This is a genomic window from Nocardioides sp. CPCC 206347 (assembly GCF_048654605.1).
Lineage (GTDB): Bacteria > Actinomycetota > Actinomycetes > Propionibacteriales > Nocardioidaceae > Nocardioides.
On record NZ_JBMCYZ010000009.1, the window covers coordinates 56,468 to 74,240 of the forward strand.

Annotated in this window: 12 protein-coding genes; 9 read left to right on the top strand and 3 right to left on the bottom strand. The window is 70.6% G+C overall.

Features of this window, described 5'->3' with window-relative positions; translation table 11 throughout:
• The 7 genes from ACOACQ_RS23225 to ACOACQ_RS23255 all read left to right on the top strand — a co-directional run bounded on the left by ACOACQ_RS23225 (position 1) and on the right by ACOACQ_RS23255 (position 9,852).
• Complete coding sequence (locus ACOACQ_RS23225) at positions 1-2,994, top strand: bifunctional [glutamine synthetase] adenylyltransferase/[glutamine synthetase]-adenylyl-L-tyrosine phosphorylase (RefSeq protein WP_378598054.1); 2,994 nt, start codon at positions 1-3, stop codon at positions 2,992-2,994.
• A 159-nt stretch (positions 2,995-3,153) separates the two neighbouring features.
• Positions 3,154-3,702: a manganese efflux pump MntP family protein gene (locus tag ACOACQ_RS23230; RefSeq protein ID WP_420289374.1), complete on the top strand. Its 549-nt coding sequence runs from the start codon at positions 3,154-3,156 to the stop codon at positions 3,700-3,702.
• Between the two features lie 69 nt (positions 3,703-3,771).
• The gene (locus ACOACQ_RS23235; RefSeq protein WP_420289375.1) at positions 3,772-5,817 is read left to right on the top strand and encodes a hypothetical protein; all 2,046 of its coding nucleotides are present in this window, start codon (positions 3,772-3,774) and stop codon (positions 5,815-5,817) included.
• Positions 5,818-5,884: 67 nt separating this feature from the next.
• Entirely contained in the window at positions 5,885-6,919 is a 1,035-nt protein-coding gene (locus ACOACQ_RS23240) for a FecCD family ABC transporter permease (RefSeq protein ID WP_420289376.1), read from the top strand.
• A gap of 8 nt (positions 6,920-6,927) precedes the next feature.
• Positions 6,928-7,965: a FecCD family ABC transporter permease gene (locus ACOACQ_RS23245; RefSeq protein WP_420289377.1), complete on the top strand. Its 1,038-nt coding sequence runs from the start codon at positions 6,928-6,930 to the stop codon at positions 7,963-7,965.
• The gene (locus tag ACOACQ_RS23250) at positions 7,962-8,774 is read left to right on the top strand and encodes an ABC transporter ATP-binding protein (protein ID WP_378598044.1); all 813 of its coding nucleotides are present in this window, start codon (positions 7,962-7,964) and stop codon (positions 8,772-8,774) included. The genes ACOACQ_RS23245 and ACOACQ_RS23250 overlap by 4 nt, the downstream gene beginning before the upstream one ends.
• A 40-nt stretch (positions 8,775-8,814) precedes the next feature.
• Positions 8,815-9,852, top strand: a complete 1,038-nt coding sequence (locus ACOACQ_RS23255; RefSeq protein ID WP_420289378.1) for an iron-siderophore ABC transporter substrate-binding protein — start codon at positions 8,815-8,817, stop codon at positions 9,850-9,852.
• 109 nt (positions 9,853-9,961) lie between these two features.
• On the opposite strand, the gene ACOACQ_RS23260 is transcribed toward ACOACQ_RS23255, so the two are convergent.
• Together ACOACQ_RS23260 and ACOACQ_RS23265 are read right to left on the bottom strand one after the other, a co-directional pair.
• Complete coding sequence (locus ACOACQ_RS23260; RefSeq protein ID WP_378598040.1) at positions 9,962-10,180, bottom strand: hypothetical protein; 219 nt, start codon at positions 10,178-10,180, stop codon at positions 9,962-9,964.
• Complete coding sequence (locus ACOACQ_RS23265) at positions 10,180-11,619, bottom strand: glycosyltransferase (protein WP_420289379.1); 1,440 nt, start codon at positions 11,617-11,619, stop codon at positions 10,180-10,182. Before ACOACQ_RS23265 ends, ACOACQ_RS23260 begins: the two co-directional genes overlap by 1 nt.
• Positions 11,620-11,797: 178 nt before the next feature.
• On the opposite strand from ACOACQ_RS23265, the gene ACOACQ_RS23270 reads away from it, so the two are divergent.
• Positions 11,798-13,900, top strand: a complete 2,103-nt coding sequence (locus ACOACQ_RS23270; RefSeq protein ID WP_420289380.1) for a putative bifunctional diguanylate cyclase/phosphodiesterase — start codon at positions 11,798-11,800, stop codon at positions 13,898-13,900.
• Here ACOACQ_RS23270 and ACOACQ_RS23275 read toward each other — a convergent pair.
• The gene (locus tag ACOACQ_RS23275) at positions 13,840-15,291 is read right to left on the bottom strand and encodes a diguanylate cyclase (protein ID WP_420289381.1); all 1,452 of its coding nucleotides are present in this window, start codon (positions 15,289-15,291) and stop codon (positions 13,840-13,842) included. The genes ACOACQ_RS23270 and ACOACQ_RS23275 overlap by 61 nt on opposite strands.
• A 152-nt stretch (positions 15,292-15,443) precedes the next feature.
• Between ACOACQ_RS23275 and ACOACQ_RS23280 the strand changes: the two genes are divergently transcribed.
• Positions 15,444-17,768, top strand: coding sequence for a molybdopterin cofactor-binding domain-containing protein (locus tag ACOACQ_RS23280; protein ID WP_420289382.1), 2,325 nt, complete (start codon positions 15,444-15,446; stop codon positions 17,766-17,768).
• Positions 17,769-17,773 lie beyond the last annotated feature (5 nt).

Sequence of the window (17,773 nt, forward strand, 5' to 3'; positions counted from 1 at the left end):
GTGACGCCGGCCGACCTGCGACGAACCACCCGCAGCGACCTGCTGCGGCTGGGGTTCGTCGAGCTCGACCGCGCTGTCGCGGAGCTCGAATCGCTCGGCGCCGGCGGAGTGGACCTGCTCGCGTTCCTCGGGCAGACCGCGGACCCCGACGCAGCGCTCGGGGCATTGTGTCGGCTGGCTGATGCCGTCGATGACCGCGACGAGCTGCTGACCGCCCTCCGCGACGACGAGGGTACGGCGATGCGCGTGCTCTGCGTCCTCGGTGCGAGCACCGCACTGGCGGATCACCTGGTCCAGCACCCCGCGCAGTGGCTCGAGCTCACCGATCCCAGCCTCGGGTCGACCCGACCGGCAGCCTGGGCGATGCGCGAGTCGCTGCTGGCCGCCGTCGGAGCCGACGCGACCGATCCTTCGCCGGTCGCGACAGCGCCCGACCACGCGGCGGTCGATGCGCTGCGGGTCGAGTACCGCCGCCAGTTGTTGCGCCTGGCCGCCCGGGACCTCACCCATCACCTGGGCGTCGACGATGCGGCTGCAGAGCTCTCGGACCTCGCTGCCGGGACCCTGGACGCGGCGCTCGCCGTCGCCCGTCAGCGGATCGGCCCCGAGTCCGCCACCGTGCTGCTCGCGGTGATCGCGATGGGCAAGTGTGGCGGCCACGAGCTGAACTACGTCTCCGACGTCGACGTGATCTTCCTCCACGAGCCGGCCGACCCCGATGTGGACGACGCCATCGTCTCGGCCGCGGGCAGGGTCGCGTCGCGCCTGGCGGCCCAGATGATGCAGGTCTGCTCGGAACACACGGCCGAGGGCACCATCTGGCCGGTCGACGCGGCCCTGCGCCCGGAGGGCAAGGCCGGCCCGCTGAGCCGGACCCTGGCCAGCCACCAGAGCTACTACGAGCGCTGGGCCGAGCAGTGGGAGTTCCAGGCCCTGCTCAAGGCGCGGCCCGTCGCCGGTGACCTCGCCCTGGGGCGAGCCTTCGTCGACATGGTTGCCCCGATGGTCTGGTCGGCCGCCGACCGGGAGGGGTTCGTCGATGCTGCCCGCGCCATGCGCCGACGGGTCCTCGAGCACATCCCGGCGAAGGAAGCCGACCGCCAGCTCAAGCTCGGTGCCGGCGGCCTGCGTGACGTCGAGTTCGCCGTGCAGCTGCTGCAACTGGTCCACGGGCGCGCCGACGAACGGATCCGGCCGCCCGCGACCCTGAGCGCCCTCGCGGAGCTGACCCGCGGCGGGTACGTCGGCCGGGAGGACGGCGAGGCACTGCATCGCGCCTACGGATTCCTCCGCCAGCTGGAGCACCGCATCCAGCTCTACCGGATGCAGCGCACGCACGTCGTACCCTCCGACGCGCCCTCGATGCGACGGCTGGGCCGCAGCCTCGGCTTCCTCAAGGAGTCGGAGAAGCGGCTCGACGACACGTGGCAGGACTACCGTCGCGAGGTCAGTCGCCTGCACCAGAAGATCTTCTACCGGCCGCTGCTCAGCGCCGTCGCACGCATCGGCTCGGACGAGGTCCGGCTGTCGTCCGAGGCGGCGGGCGCGCGGCTGGCCGCGCTGGGGTACGCCGACCCGGACGCTGCGTTGCGCAACCTGGAGGCGCTCACGTCCGGGGTCAGCCGGACCTCCGCCATCCAGCGCACCCTGCTGCCCGCGATGCTGCAGTGGTTCGCGGAGTGCCCGGATCCCGATGGCGGGCTGTTCGGGTTCCGGCGGATCAGCGAGGAGCTCGGGCGGACGCCCTGGTACCTGTCCACCCTGCGCGACGAGGGTGAGGTCGCCGAGCGCCTGGCGCACCTGCTGGCGACCTCTCGCTACTGCACCGACCTGCTCGAGCGCGAGCCCGCCGGGGTGCGCCTGCTCGCGGGCGACCTCCGACCGCTGGGCTCGGACGCGCTGACCGAGGAGATGCTCGCGGGCGCCCGCCGGCAGGAGGGGGAGAAGGCGGTGCGTGCCGTGCGCGCCGTACGACGCCGTGAGCTGTTGCGGATCGCGGCCGGCGACGTGCTCGGCCTGGTCACCGTCGACGAGGTCGGCTTCGCGCTGTCCCGCCTCACCGACGCGACGCTTGAGGCGACCCTCGAGGTCGCCGGCCAGACCGTCCGGCGCCAGCGCCACCTGGAGGCCGCACCGACCCGGATCGCGATCATCGCGATGGGCCGCTACGGCGGCTTCGAGCTGTCCTACGGCAGCGATGCCGACGTCCTGTTCGTCCACGACCCCGTCGACGGTGCCGACGCCCACGAGGCCGGCAGCTACGCCCGTGCCGTTGCCGAAGAGGTACGACGTGCGCTGGGTGCGCCGGGTCCCGACCCGGCGCTCGTGGTCGATGCCGACCTGCGCCCCGAGGGACGCCAGGGCCCGCTCGTCCGGACCCTCGAGTCCTACGCCGCCTACTACGCGAAGTGGTCGCACGTGTGGGAGGCCCAGGCGCTGCTCCGCGCGGACGCGGTGGTCGGTGACCCCGACCTGCGGGCGCGCTTCACGGCACTGATCGACCCGTTGCGCTACCCCGAGGAGGGCCTGAGCGAGGACGACATCGTGGAGGTCCGGCGGATCAAGGGCCGGGTCGACAAGGAACGGTTGCCGCGCGGCGCGGACCCGACCCTGCACTTCAAGCTCGGGCGCGGCGGCCTCGCCGACATCGAGTGGACCGTCCAGCTGCTGCAGCTGCGGTACGGCGCCCGCGTCGAGGGACTGCGCACCGCACAGACCCTCGCTGCGCTGACCGCGGCTGCCGACGCCGACCTGCTCACCCACGAGGACGCGGAGACCCTCGCCACGTCGTGGCGGATGGCGTCGCGGGTGCGCAACGGGCTGCTCCTCGCGCGCGGCCGGGCCGGCGACCAGTTCCCGCGCGCGACGATCGAGCGCCGCGCGACGGCGGGCATCCTCGGCTATCAGCTGGACGAGACGGACCGGGTCCTGGACGACTACCTGCGCATCACGCGCAGGGCGCGCGCGGTGGTGGACCGGGTCTTCTGGGAGTGAGCTGGAACAGGCGTGGGGTCCTGCCCCAAGTGGCCCAAGGGAACCATTGGTATGTCATGATGGACGCCGTCGGGCCGCGACCGACCCCCCCAGAGGTCGCGGCCCGGCGCCTTGCGTTTTGACCCCTTGCGGCCTGTCCAGCACGAAACGGAACCTTCGGTGACCACGCTCGAACTCGTCGTCCTCGCCTTTGCGCTGGCCATGGACGCAGTGGCCGTGTCGCTGGCCGAAGGACTCCAGCTGCGCCGGCCGCGGTGGCGCGACGCCCTGCTGATGGCCGGCATGTTCGGCCTCTTCCAGGCGCTGATGCCGGTGCTCGGCTGGGTGCTGGCGTTCTGGTTCGCCGACGCCGTCGAGACGGCGACGCCGTGGATCGCGTTCGGCCTGCTGAGCCTGATCGGCGCCAAGATGCTGTGGGAGTCGTTCGGCAACGAGGCGGACGAGCACACCACCCCGACCGTCACGGTGCGCTCCGTGTTGCCGCTGGCGATCGCCACGTCGATCGATGCTGCAGCCGTCGGCGTGACCTTCGGCGTGCTGGAGGTCGACGTCGCGCCGGCCGTCCTGCTGATCGGTGTCATCACCTTCGTGCTGGCGCTCGCTGCGGTGTTCATCGGTTCGCGGGTGGGGGAGCGGCTGGGGCGCTGGGCGACCCTGGTCGGTGGCCTGATCCTGATCGGGATCGGCCTGCGCATCCTGCTCGGCTGAGCACCCGATCTGGCTCAACCACGGGCGATTCCCTGTTCAGGTACCTGTTACGGGCGGTAACGTCAGAGCATGTTCCTTGCCGTAGAAGAAGCTCCACCGGCAGGCGGTGCGGCGCTCGACCAGGTCCTGATCGCCGCGGCGGCCTTCGCCGTCATCTACATCCCGATCGGGATCTTCCTGATGCGCGAACGCGACGGGAAGCCGACCCTCATCGGGCGCCTGGCCGACCGCGTCTCCGCCATCGACGGGCTTCCGCGGTGGGCTGGGCTGCCCGGCTACCTGGCGGTGGCGGCGCTGCTCGCCTGTGCATTCGGCGTCTACTGGGACGTCCCGATCCACATGCAGAACGGCCGCGACGAGGGGCCGCTGGCCAACCCGTCGCACTTCCCGATCATGTTCGGCATCTTCTTCTTCCTTGCCGCGGGGGTGATCTCGGCGGGGCTGGCCAAGGACCCGTTGCCGCGTCGGACCTTCCGACTCACGCCGAAGTGGCACGTGCCGATGGGCACCCTGGTGCTCCTCGGGGCCGGCATGATCGCCGCGGCGGGCTTCCCTGCCGATGACGTGTGGCACCGGCTGTTCGGCCAGGACGTCACCGAGTGGGGGCCCACCCACGTGATGATGATCGGCGGTGCCGTCACCTGCATCCTGGCGGTTCCCCTGCTCTTCGCCGAGGCAGCGCAGGTGGGCCACGCGCCGGCCCGGACCTGGCTCCGCTTCGGTGGCCTCGCCACCGGTGGCCTGCGCCTGTTCGGCAGGTTCCTGCCGCCGGTGCGTCGCGAGGCCCCGGAGTCGGTCATTGCCGACCGTGGCGCCTGGGCGACCCGCCTGCTCATGACCATCGTGATCGGCATCTGCATCATCCCGATGGCGTTCCTGATGGAGTTCGACCTCGGCGTTCCCCAGTTCCCCGCCGCGACCCTATTCATCATCTCCGGCTTCCTGACCGGCTGGATCTTCGTGGCCGGCCGGCTCTTCTTCGGGCCCGGCGGCGCCCTGGTCACCTGGCTGACCTACACCGTCGTGCGCCTGCTCATCTTCGCCATGACACTGCCGGTCCCCGACATCCACCGTGCCCACTGGCTGCTCTTCCTCGGTCCGGCGCTCTGCATCGAGCTGCTGGCGCTCGTCGTGCGGAACCGGGGCCCGCTCTTCGCCGGCGCCGCCGGAGTGTTCGCGGGCACGGTCGGCCTGGCGACCGAGTGGTGGTGGATGGACCTCTTCATGCCCTACCCGCTGCCGCCCGAGACGCAGCAGATGCCGTTGATGCTGACGGTCGGTGGCATCGCCGCCGCCGGTGGCGGCCTGCTCGGCTGGTCCTTCGCACGCCACATCGAGCGCATCGCCCAGCTGCCCGGCGCCTCCGCCCCGGTCCAGGAGTCCCGTGCGTCGTCGGGCCGATGGCTCGGTACCGCCGGCGTGCTCGCCTTCGTCGTCCTGATGGCTGTCTTCGCCCCGCCGACCAGTGCTGGTGAGGTCGAGGTGGTCAAGCAGTGCGACGGTGACGACTGCCGGACGACGTACCAACCGGTTGAGGGCACCGACGTGGTCTCGGGCCGGGTCTCCTACGACGACAACTGCATCGGCACCGAGGGCTGCCGATCGGTGGTGACCGTGCGTACCGATCCGGTCGATGCCGCGGACGACGCCGTGTGGATCTCGGCGCTGGCGTACCAGGGCAAGCACGAGAACGACGAGAACATCCCCGGCAACGGCATGCTCAGCATCGCGATGGAGCCGACCGGCCTCGACGGAGAGTTCCGCAGCACGGACCCGCTGCCGCTGTACGGCGACTGGAAGGTGCTGGTCCGACTCCACCTCGCGCCCACCACGATGGTCTCGATCCCGCTCCACATGCCGGCCGACCTCGCGATCGACGGACCCGCGGCGGGGCTGGTCCAGGTCGAGGACGGTACGGACGCCGCCTTCGTCCATGAACCGTTCATGCTCCAGCGCGAGCGGAAGCCGGACGTCCCGGTCTGGCTCTGGACCGTGATGTACGGCGTCGTGATCGCCTCGTGGCTGGCGCTGCTCGCCTTCTACGGCTGGCTGTTCGCCTCCGCCGCGGGGGCGGCCGGAGTGGCGACGAAGAAGGAGACGTCACCGGCGTCGTAGCGGTCTCGAGACGGTTGCTGCGCAACCTCCTCGACCAACGTTGTCCCCGGTGTGGGATTGTTAGGTTATGCATACCTTGGTCACGACGCCGGCCGCGGTGCATGGCGACGTCACCTCCGGTGCTGCACGCGGCCGGGTCCTGGTGCTCGCGGGTGCCGTCCTGCTCCTGCTGGTCGGTGTGGTGCTGAGCCTGGCGCTGGGCGTGCGCGAGGTTGCTGTCGGCGAGTCCTGGCGTGCGCTGACCGATCCGGTCGCGGGCAACGTGGACCACGCCGTGATCCGTGGGCAGCGGGTGCCGCGCACGATCATCGCGCTGCTCGCCGGTGCCGCCCTGGGCTTGGCCGGCGTGCTCGCCCAGGGGATCACCCGCAACCCGCTGGCCGACCCCGGCCTGCTCGGTCTCAACGCCGGGGCTGCCCTCGGCATCGTCATCGCCGCGACGACCTTCGGCGTCATTTCGCCGGTCGGGGCCGTGTGGTTCGCCTTCCTCGGCGCGGCGATCGCTGCGCTCACGGTCTTCGCCATCGGGCACGGGCGTCCCGTGCAGCTCGCACTCGCCGGGGCGACGCTCACCGCGCTGCTCACCCCGATCTCGAACCTCGTCCTGTTCCGTGACGTCGACGCGTTCAACAGCCTCCGGTTCTGGGCGGTGGGCGCCCTCAACGGGCGCGACCTCGCCGCCGTCGAGGTGCTGTGGCCGTTCATCGCGGTCGGCGCGGCCATCGCGTTGTTCTCGGCGCACCGCCTCAACGGCCTGGCGCTCGGCGACGACGTCGCCGCCGCCCTGGGCCAGGGTGTCGGGACCACCCGCGCGATCGCCGGCCTGGCCATCATCTGCCTCGCGGGTACGGCGACCGCGCTCGCCGGCCCGATCGCACTCGTCGGCCTCGCGGTCCCGCACGCCGCCCGGCGCCTGGTCGGCACCGACTACCGCTGGATCGTCCCGCTGTGCGCGCTGCTCGGGCCGGTGATGCTGCTGACCGCGGACATCGTCGGTCGCCTGGTCAAGGCCGACGAGCTCGAGGCGGGCGTGGTGGCTGCCATCATCGGGGCACCGGTGCTGATCGCCGTGGCCCGCGGCCGACGGGTGGCCGGCCTGTGAGTACCACGGTGACCGACCTCGACCTCAGCACGATCACCCGCATCCGTCGACGCCACCACCTGCGCACCCTCGCGGTCGTCGTGGTCGGGGTGGCCCTGTGCCTGGGCCTGCTCCTGATCACCTTCGGCCTCGGTGCGGCGGGTGTCCCGCCGGAGCGCTCCTTCCCGGCGTTGTTCGGGGTCGGGGACCGGTTCGACCTGCTCGTCGTCCAGGACCTGCGCCTGCCGCGCGGACTGGCCGCGATCATCGCGGGCCTCGCCTTCGGCCTGGCGGGGGCGTTGTTCCAGTCGACGTTGCGCAACAACCTGGCCAGCCCGGACATCCTCGGGATCTCCGGGGGAGCGTCGCTGGGTGCGGTCACCGCGGTGGTCGGGTACGGCGCCTCCGGCGTCGCCGTGAACCTCGCTGCCGGTGCAGGTGCGCTGGCAGCGGCGGTGGCGATCTGGGTGCTCGCCTGGCGCAACGGCCTCCACGGCATTCGCTTCGTCCTGGTCGGCGTCGGCATCGCCTATCTGTGCGGCTCCCTGATCTCCTGGCGGCTCGCGGAAGCCGACGAGCGGGAGGGCGGGACCGTGCTGCTGTGGACCATCGGCAGCGTCGCGGACGTCCGCGACGGCACGCTCGGCACCCTCGCCCTCGGTGTCGCGGCGCTGGTGCTGCTGACGGTGCCGATCGCGCGCCAGCAGCGTGCCCTGGCCCTCGGTGACGAGCACGCGCAGGGGCTGGGGCTCGGGCCGACGCGGTCGCGCGTGCTGGCGTTGCTGATCGGGGTCGGCCTGGTCGCGTTGGCAACGGCTGTCGCGGGTCCGATCGCGTTCGTGGCGCTGGTCGCCCCCGCGATCGCGCGCCGCCTGGTCGACGACGGAGGTCCCGCCCTGGTCGCCTCCAGTGTGGTCGGCGGCGCGCTCACGATGCTCTCGGACGTCGTGGGCCAGTACTACCTCCCCGGAGGACTCACCGCCCCGGTCGGCATCGTGACCGGGCTCGTCGGCGCGCCGTACCTGTTGTGGCTGCTGGCCCGAAGCGATCGAAAGGCGACCGTATGAGCACCGCGATCACCGCCGAGGGCGTGTCCCTCGGCTACAAGGGCCGCCCGGTCATCGAGGGCCTCGACCTCGCGCTCCCGCCCGGGAAGGTGACGGCGATCGTCGGACCCAACGCGTGCGGCAAGTCGACGCTGCTGCGCGGCCTGGCCCGCCTGCACCCGCTCTCGGGTGGGAAGGTCAGCATCGACGGCAAGGACATCGGCGCCCTGTCGCGACGCGACCTCGCGCGCCTGGTGGGCGTCCTGCCCCAGACGTCGATCGCGCCGGACGGCGTCCGGGTCGCCGAGCTCGTCGGCCGGGGCCGGTTCCCGCACCAGGGCTGGTTCGGCCGGCACAGCAGCAACGACGACGCCGTCGTGATGCGGTCGCTGGAGGCCACGGGCCTGGCCGATCTTGCCGAGCGCCGCCTCGAGGAGCTGTCGGGCGGGCAGCGCCAGCGCGTCTGGATCGCGATGGTGCTCGCCCAGGAGACCGACGCGGTCCTGCTGGACGAGCCGACGACGTACCTCGACGTCACCCACCAGCTCGAGCTGCTCGACCTGCTCAGTGACCTCAACGAGGAGCGCGGCACGACCGTGGTGATGGTGCTGCACGAGCTCAACCACGCCGCCCGGTACGCCGACCACGTGGTCGTGATGTGCGGGGGCCGGGTCGCCGCCCAGGGGGCGCCGGGCGACGTACTGACCGCCGACTCGGTGCGCGAGGCGTTCGGCCTCGATGCGGAGGTGATCGTCGATCCGGTGACCGGCGGCCCCCTCGTCGTACCCAAGGGGCGGACCAGGCGGGGAGTCAGCAGTCTCTTAGGTTAGGCTTTCCTTATTCCAACCCCGAGAGATTGAGGAGAGACACGTGCGTACACGTGCCTTCCGCCGGACCACTGCGCTCGTCGCAGGTCTGGCCACCGTGCTGGCCCTGGCTGCCTGCGGCCAGGAGAGCGACGACAAGGACTCCGGTACCACCACGCTGGAGGCCACCGACTCGTTCCCGATCACCATCGAGCACGCCTTCGGCAAGACCGAGATCACGGAGGAGCCCCAGCGGGTGGCGACGTGGGGCTGGGGTTCCACCGAGGCCGCCATCGCCTCCGGCGTCTACCCGGTCGCGATCGCCGAGCAGCTCTGGACCGTCGGCAAGGGCAACCTCCTCCCGTGGGTCGAGGAGGCGTACGACGCCGAGGGCGTCGAGCACCCGACGCTGCTCCCTGACGACGGCTCCGGCGCGACCGTGCCCTACGACGAGTTCATCGCCGCGAAGCCCGACCTGATCCTGGCGCCGTACTCCGGCATCACCGAGGACCAGTTCAAGAAGCTCAACGAGATCGCTCCGACGGTCGCCTACCCCGAGGCCGCCTGGACGACCACGTGGCAGGACACCATCAAGATCACCGCGAAGGCGCTGGGACGCAGCGCGCACGGTGACAAGATCCTCGCCGACATCGACACCTTCCTGGCCGACGAGGCCGAGAAGCACCCGGAGTTCGACGGCAAGAAGGTCGCCGCCCTCTACCCGGCACCGGCCGCGATCTCGCTCTACACCGAGCTCGACCCGCGCCTGGCGATCCTGACGAAGCTCGGCTTCGACGTCGCGCCGAGCGTCGCGAAGCTGGACACGTCGAAGGGTGGCTTCTACTTCGACATGAGCTACGAGAAGGTCGACGAGATCGACGCCGACGTGGTCGTCACGTACTTCGACGACGACGCCCAGGCCGCCGCCTTCCTCAAGGACCAGAAGGCCCTCGCCATCCCGGCCGTCAAGGACGGGGGCGTTGCCCAGGTCATCGGCCGCACGCGGATCTCGGCGGTCTCCCCGCCGACGGCGCTCAGCTTCCAGTGGGCCGGTGGCATGCCCGAGCTGGTCAAGCTGCTCGCGGAGGCGTCCGCCCAGTAGTCACCTCCGCTGATGGAGGTGCGAGCGAAGAGCCTCGAAGCCCGCTCGGGGGTTTCGAGGCTCGTCGCTGTGCTTTTCGCTGTCTCCTCGCACCTCCACCACCGAGGCGTCAGTGGGGGCCGTCGGGGTAGATGCTCCGGGTCTCGGCCCGGGCGTACCTCCGCGGCAGGTAGTCGCCGACGTAGACCTTCGGCAGCGCCTTGGCCACGGTGAGGGCCACGTAGATGACCGTGTTGATCGCCACGAACGCCGCGAGGATCGCGAACGGGTGCGAACGCACGAGGGCCTCGGGGAAGAGGATGCCCAGGGGTGACAACAGGCTGCTCATCAGGCATCCACCGTTCGGTGCGTCGGGGTCTGGACGACGGTTCCCCAGCTGGCCGTTCGGCCCAGCGACATGTCGATGATCCCCTTGAGATAGACGATGTCGAGGAACAGTGCGTAGGCGAGCTCCGGGAAGAGGGTCGCGGCGAGGAGGCGGGCTCGCCAGCCTCCGGGCCACACGGTGATGATCCGTTCGACGGTGAAGACCATCCCGGTGCCGAGCCAGAACGGGAACCACACCCACGAGTCGAACGACAGCGTCATCAGCGCCATCATCAGCAGGTAGGACATCAAGGCGATGACGCCGTACCCGATGCCGAGCTGCTGGGCCCAGTAGCGGAAGGTCGCCGGCCGCATCCCGTACTCGCCGAGGTTCTCCAGGGCACCGCGCTGCCACCGCAGGCGCTGGACCCACAGGCCGCGCCAGGTGGGCATCACCTCGGTCACGACCGTGCAGTCGGCCGGTGAGATGACCAGGCCGCCCAGGGTCTTCAGGGCGAGGGTGATCTCGTTGTCCTCGGTGAGCACCAGGGTGTCGTAGACGTCGCCGGGCACGCCGGGCAGCATCCGCCCGCGCTCCTCGGCGACCGTGCGCAGGGCACGCGGCCGGAAGACCGTGGCGGTGCCCGTGAGGACGAAGACCCGGCCGCGGCGGCGACGGAGGTCGCGGCCGTACCGGAGGTACTCGTTGCGCTGGAACTGGCCGATCAGGCCCTTGCCCTCCTCGCCGTAGAACAGGCCACCGATGGCCATCAGGCCCCGGTCCTCCGTCATCCGGCGCACGACCGCGTCCAGGAAGCCGGCGTCGAGCGAGGTGTCGGCGTCCATCACCATGACGAGGTCGTTCTCGCCCTGCGCGGGAAGCACGCGGGCCAGTGCCTGGTTGAGCGCTCCGGCCTTCTTGTGCACGTTGCCCTGGCTCTCGATCACGTCCGCACCGGCCCGGAGGGCGAGGGCGACCGTGTCGTCGGTGCAGTTGTCGGCGACCACGATCACGCGTTGGGGCCGGTACGACTGCGCGAACAGCGCGGCCAGGGTGCCGGTGATGGCCTGCTCCTCGTTGTGGGCGGGCACCAGGACCGTGAGGGTGACCTCTCCGTGGAACTGGCCGCGGGTCTCGGCCATCACGTGGCGAGGGGACAGGGGGAGCCGGTGGCCGTCGTCGCTGCGGCGTGCCCGGTTCGCGATCCGGCGCTCGAGGAGCGCGACACCGGCGGCGAACAGCAGCGCCAGTCCCGCCGCGGCCGCGAGGGTCGAGACGCTGGGCATCTCCGTGTCGTAGAGCAGGTGCCAGGCCCCCAGGACCAGGCCGTCCTTCGGCTCGGCGGCCCTGCTGGCGGTGTCGGAGACCGACCACCACAGCAGTCCGGCGCCGATGGCGGCGGTGCCGAAGATCAGCCCTCCGACCGCCCGTTGCAGTCCTTGCGTACCGGATTTCTCCATGTCCTCGACGATAGGGAAACGCCGCCGGTCCCCGCCGGAGTACGACGACCGGGTGGCCGATCGTCGACGAAATCGGGACCGAGGTCCCGACTTCCTTGGTTCGGGCAGGGAATGGCCGATGGAACGGTCACGTGGGGGCACCGAACGGAGTCGGGCACCCCGGACGACTGGAGGGGCGATGGAATCCCGAGCGGAGGACACCGCACTGCGGGCGAGGATCGAGCGCGAGGATCGCCTGCGCCTGATCATCGAGGCAGCGCCGAGTGCCATGATCGTGGTCGACGGCAGTGGTCGCCTGGTGCTGGTCAACTCCGAGGCGGAGCGGTCATTCGGCTACACGCGCGAGGAGCTGCTCGTGCTGCGTGTCGAGGACCTCATCCCGACCCGGTTCCGCAACCATCACGACGTCGAGCGCGACGCGTACTTCGCGCACCCGGACCGCCGCGGGATGGGTGTCGGCCGCGAGCTGTTCGGCCTGCGCAAGGACGGCACGGAGATGCCCGTCGAGATCGGCCTGAACCCGATCGTGATCGACGGTGAGCGCTTCGTGCTGGCGTCGGTCATCGACATCACCGAGCGGCTCCGCGGCCAGGCTGCCGAGGCGGCAGTCCGTCACGACGTGCTGCGCCGCTCGATCCTGGACACGATCCCGTTCAGCATCATCGCGACCGACCGGCACGGCCGGATCGTGACCGCGAACCCCGCCGCCGAGTCGCTGCTCGGCTACCGCGCCGGGGAGCTGATCGACACGTCGCTGACCGCGATCGACGGTGCCGGACGTCGTACCCATGGTGACGGCACACCGATCCTCGGCGATGCCCACGGGGACGACAACGAGTGGGTGTACCGCCACCGGGACGGGCGGATGATCCCCGTCCAGGAGGCCATCGTGCCGCTGGAGTCCGACAGCGGGGAGGACTCCGGGTTCCTGGTCGTGGCCTACGACATCACGCACCGCGTCGAGGACCGCAAGCAGATGGAGCACATGGCCACCCACGACGGACTCACCAACCTGGCGAACCGTTCGCTCCTGGTGCGGCACCTCGCGGTCACCCTCGAGGAGGGCGCGAGCTCGGACCTGCACACGGTCCTGCTCCTGCTGGACCTCGACCACTTCAAGCGGATCAACGACTCGCTCGGCCACCACATCGGGGACGAGCTCCTGCTGGTGGTGTCCGAGCGACTGCGGGTGTGGACGCGTGAGGGCGACTTCGTCGCACGGCTCGGCGGCGACGAGTTCGTCATCGTCTTCCACGACGTTCCGCCGGACGCCGAGCTCGACCGCCGCATCAACGGACTGATGGTCGACGTCCTCGCACCGGTCGTGGTGCACGGGTACGAGCTCGTCGTCACCGGCAGCATCGGCGGCACCCGGTTCCCCGTCGACGCGGTCGATCCCGGTGAGCTGTTGAAGCACGCGGACATCGCCATGTACCAGGCCAAGGCAGCCGGCCGGAACAACGTGCAGTGGTTCGAGCCGGGAATGCTCGAGGAGAACCACGAGCGGCTCGCGCTCTCGGCTGCCCTGCGCCAGGCCCTCGACCAGGACCAGCGTGAGCTCTCCCTCGCCTACCAGCCCCAGCTGGACCTGGCGACCGGCGAGGTCGTCGGCGTCGAGGCGCTGGCCCGCTGGACCAGCCCCACGCTCGGTTCGGTCCCTCCGGACCGGTTCATCCCGGTGGCCGAGGACGGCGGCATGATCGCGCCACTCGGCAGCTGGGTCCTGCGTACGGCGTGCGCCGCGCTGGCCGCGTTGGAGCTCCAGATGGGGCGTCCGCTGCGCCTCGCCGTGAACGTCTCGCCGCGCCAGATGCGGGGGAGCGCCTGGCTCGACGAGATCGCGCAGGCCATCGAGGAGACCGGCATCGCGCCGGAACAGCTCGAGGTCGAGATCACCGAGGGGCTGCTCATCGACGACCACGGCGACGCGGTGTCGATGCTGGAGTCCTTGCGGGCAATGGGCGTGACGATCGTGGTCGACGACTTCGGCCGCGGCTACAGCAGCCTCGCCTACCTGACGAAGTTCCCGATCGACAAGATCAAGATCGACCGCTCCTTCGTGCAGGAGATCACCAGCGTCGACCACAACGCCGCCATCGTGGACGCCATCATCGTGATGGCGCACGCCCTGGGCATGACCGTGGTGGCCGAGGGTGTCGAGACCGAGGCCCAGGAGTGCTACCTGCGCGAGCGCGGTTGCGACGAAGTGCAGGGATACCGCTACAGCCCGGGCGTTCCGGCGGGTTCGGTGGCCATGGTCGCCCAGGCGCTCGGCACCTGACCGGTCGTTGCCGACCGGTTGCAACCGGCCCGCTTGGCGTCGTACATCGCCCTGTCCGCGGCGGTGATCAGCGACTTGCTGGTGCTCTTGCGATCGGACAGCACGTAGCCGATGCTCGCGGTGATCCGGTCGAACGGCGCGTCGGCCGTCGTGCCGTACGGCTCGGCGACCTGCAACCGGACCCGCTCGGCGAGGGCGTGGAGGTCCTCGACGGAGGCCATGCCGGGGCAGGTGATGACGAACTCGTCGCCCCCGAAGCGGGCCACCAGGTCGCCCGGGCGTACGGCGGCGCTGATCCGGTGCGCCATCTCGTTGAGCAGGAGGTCTCCTTCGCGGTGCCCCCATGCGTCGTTGACGAGCTTGAAGCCGTCCAGGTCCAGGAAGATCACGCCCACGGCGCGGGGTGCGACGCGCGGCCGCTCCAGGTGCCTGTCGAGGTGCTGCACCAGCAGCGTGCGGTTGGCCAGCCCGGTGAGCGGGTCGTGCAGCGCCAGGCGCCGGAGCTCGGCGATCAGTGCGTTGCGGGAGTCGCGGGTCAGCGACAAGGTCAGCACCACCAGGGTCAGGCTGCCGACGGTGCCCTGGGCGAGCAGCGCCTGCTCCTCGGCGGCGATGCCCCGGAGCGGGCCGCGGTCCAGGAAGGTCGCCCACACGATGAACGTTCCGGCCGCGGCCAGGAACAGGCTGCTCGTCGTCGTCGAGTAGCGCAGCGACACCCACATGGCCGGCAGCATGATCGCGAAACCGGTCGGCAGGCCCGGGTTGAACCAGAAGATCCGGGCGAACAGCGCGGTCACGACCACGGCGCACACGACCGACTCCGCGACCCGTGCGCGTGACAGGCGCGGGGGAGTCCAGCGGACGTCCTTCAGGCGAAGGACCACCGCGACGCCGGTCAGCGCGGTGACACCGTTGCGCACCGCGAACAGGGAGAACGTGCGCACCAGGTTCTCGTGGTGTTCGTGGGCGAAGTACGCGACCGCCAGCGCCGCTGCGACGAGCGCGCCCACGGCGACGGCTCCGACCAGCCGCGCGAGGTCCGCCGGGTCACGCAACGTGACCGAACGGCCGCCGTACCGAAGGACGGAGGTGGTGACCGCGGCGAGGGCGAGGTTGACGACGGCGAACCAGACTGCCAGCTGGGGTTCGGCTCCGGTGGCCAGGGTGACCCCGGCGGTCAGCACGGTCAACAGCGTCCAGTGGACCGCGGCCGGGACCCGGGGGAGCCCGCTGGCGTGGATGCCCCACAGGACCGCGACGGCCGCGGCGGGCCAGGCCAGGGAGATCTCGCTGCCGTCGACGCGGGTCGCCCGACCCACGAGGATCGCCAGTGCACAGGCCACCGCGAAGCCCAGCAGGGGCAGCGCGGTCCGGACGAGGCGTCGAGCCACGGCCCGCTCCACTTCTCTCGACGGATGTGCGTTTCCGATCGACAACAGGGGGTGTGATCGGAGGAAAAATGCCGCACTGATCTGGTTGAACCGTTGACCAATCCGCGGCTCCCGTGGTGCAGTGACAGTCGTCACATCTCGGGGGTTGGCACATGGGGAACGAAGAAGCGCGGGAGCCTGCCGCGAAGCTGAGCCGACGATCATTCGTCGGGTACGTCGTCGGTGGCACCAGTCTGATGGTGATGGCCGACCTGACGCTCGGAGCGAGTCCAGCGAGCGCGATTCCCATTCCGTCGCTGCCGCAGATCCCGGAGCTCTACGACCTCAACGACTTCCTGACGCACTGCGCCCTGCCGACCGCGAACCAGATCGGGATCCGGGTCGACGAGCAGGGCGACGCCCACTTCGCGCTGCCCCGGATGGAGGTCGGCCAGGGGATCACCACCGCAGCCGCGATGCTGATCGCCGACGAGCTGGACCTGCCCCTCGACCGGGTGCACGTGACCCTCGCACCCGCTCGTCCGGAGCTGCTGTTCAACCAGCTGACGGGTGGCTCGAACACGATCGTCTCGATGTACACGCCGATCCGGGTCGCGGCCGCGGTCGCCCGCAAGGCACTGCTCGAAGCGGCCGCGATCCAGCTGGGCGCCGTGCTCAACACCCTGATCGCGAAGGCCGGGGTCATCAGTGCGCCGAACGGCTCGTCGGTGACGTACGGCGACGTGGCCACGGCTGCTGCCTCACCGAAGACCCGGCAGGTCAGCGTCAGTCTCAAGGCGGCTGCCGAGCGGACCATCGTCGGCACCCCGCAACGGCGGATCGACGCGCTCGACGCGGTGACCGGTCGCAAGCAGTTCGCCATGGACATCGACGTCCCGGACGCCCTGCCGACCATGGTGTGCCGGGCGCCCGGACTCAACGGGAAGCCGGTGTCGGTCCGTAACGAAGCCGCGGTGAAGGCCATGCCGGGGGTGACACACGTGGCGATCATCGCCACGGGGGTCGCGGTGCGGGCCCGCACCTTCGGCCAGTGCATCGACGCCGTGCGGGCCCTCGACGTCGAGTGGGACGGCGGCACCGTTCCCGGGAAGTCGTCGGCCGACGTCCTCAAGGAGCTGCGCCGGGCCCAGCTCCCCCTCGCCGTACCGAAGCTGGGCGCCACGTCGGTGGAGGCGGAGTTCATCTTCAACTTCCGCAGTGGATCGGCGCTGGAGCCGAACTGCGCGATCGCCGACGTACGGTCCGACTCCGCGACCATCTGGAGCGGCCTCAAGTCGCCGATCACCGCGCAGGGACTGATCGCCAAGGAGCTGGGCCTGCCGCAACGCAAGGTCACCGTCCACGTCGTCCAGGGCGGCGGGTCCTTCGGGCGCAAGCTGTTCAGCGACGGGGCGATCGAAGCGGCCCGGGCGTCGAAGGCGTTCGGCGCTCCGGTGCGCTTGATGTGGCACCGGGCCGACGAGCCCCGTCAGGGCCGGGTGCATCCGATGGCGACCTCGCGCATCCGCGCAACGGTGCTGCTGGGCAGCGTCATCACCTTCGAGCAGCGCCACACCAGCGTGACCACCGACTTCACCCACGGGCTCGGCGAACGCCTGACCGCCGAGGCGGCGGCGCTGCCGACCGGACTGGGCAACCTGACCTTCTCGGAATCGGTCTTCATGCTGACCCAGGAGCTGCCCTACAACTTCGGCGTCATCACCCAGCTGCTCAACGAGACCGACAACGACCCGCGACGGTTCAACACCAGCTCGGTGCGCAACATCTACTCGCCCGACGTGGCCACGGCCAACGAGCTGATGGTCGATCGTCTCGCATCCCGCCTCAAGCAGGACCCGGTCGCCTTCCGTCGCGCCCATCTCAAGAGCGCGGTCGTCAAGCGGGTGCTCAACCGCGCCGCCGAGCTCGGCAACTGGGGCAAGGCGATGCCCGCGGGCACCGCGCAGGGGATCGCGATCCACAAGGAGTACAAGGGCGCGACCGCCGTCCTGGTCGAGATCGACTGCCGTCCCGAGACCGTCAACCGGAAGGTCCGCGACGCGGTCACCGGGCCCCGGGTCACCAAGGCGCTGGTCGTGATCGACGCCGGCGTCGTCATCAACCCCGCCGGCATCAAGGCCCAGATGATGGGTGGCTTCATGGACGGCATGGCGCAGGCCCTGACGTACGGCAACCACCTGGTGGACGGGCACTTCCTGGAGGCGAGCTGGGACAACTCGGCGTACACGAGGCAGTGGAACACGCCCTTCGACTTCCAGTGCGAGGTGCTCGACTCGGAGAGCAAGGAGCCCGGGGGAGTCGGCGAGGCCGGCGTGGCGGCGTCGATGGCCGCCGTCGCCTGCGCCTACGCCCGGGCCACCGGGAAGATGCCGACCGAGTTCCCGATCAACTTCCACGATCCGCTGCACTTCGAGCCCAAGTCGTTCATCCCGTCGGTGCCGCAGTCGCCGACCGACGGCCTCTCCTACACGTCCTGAGGTGC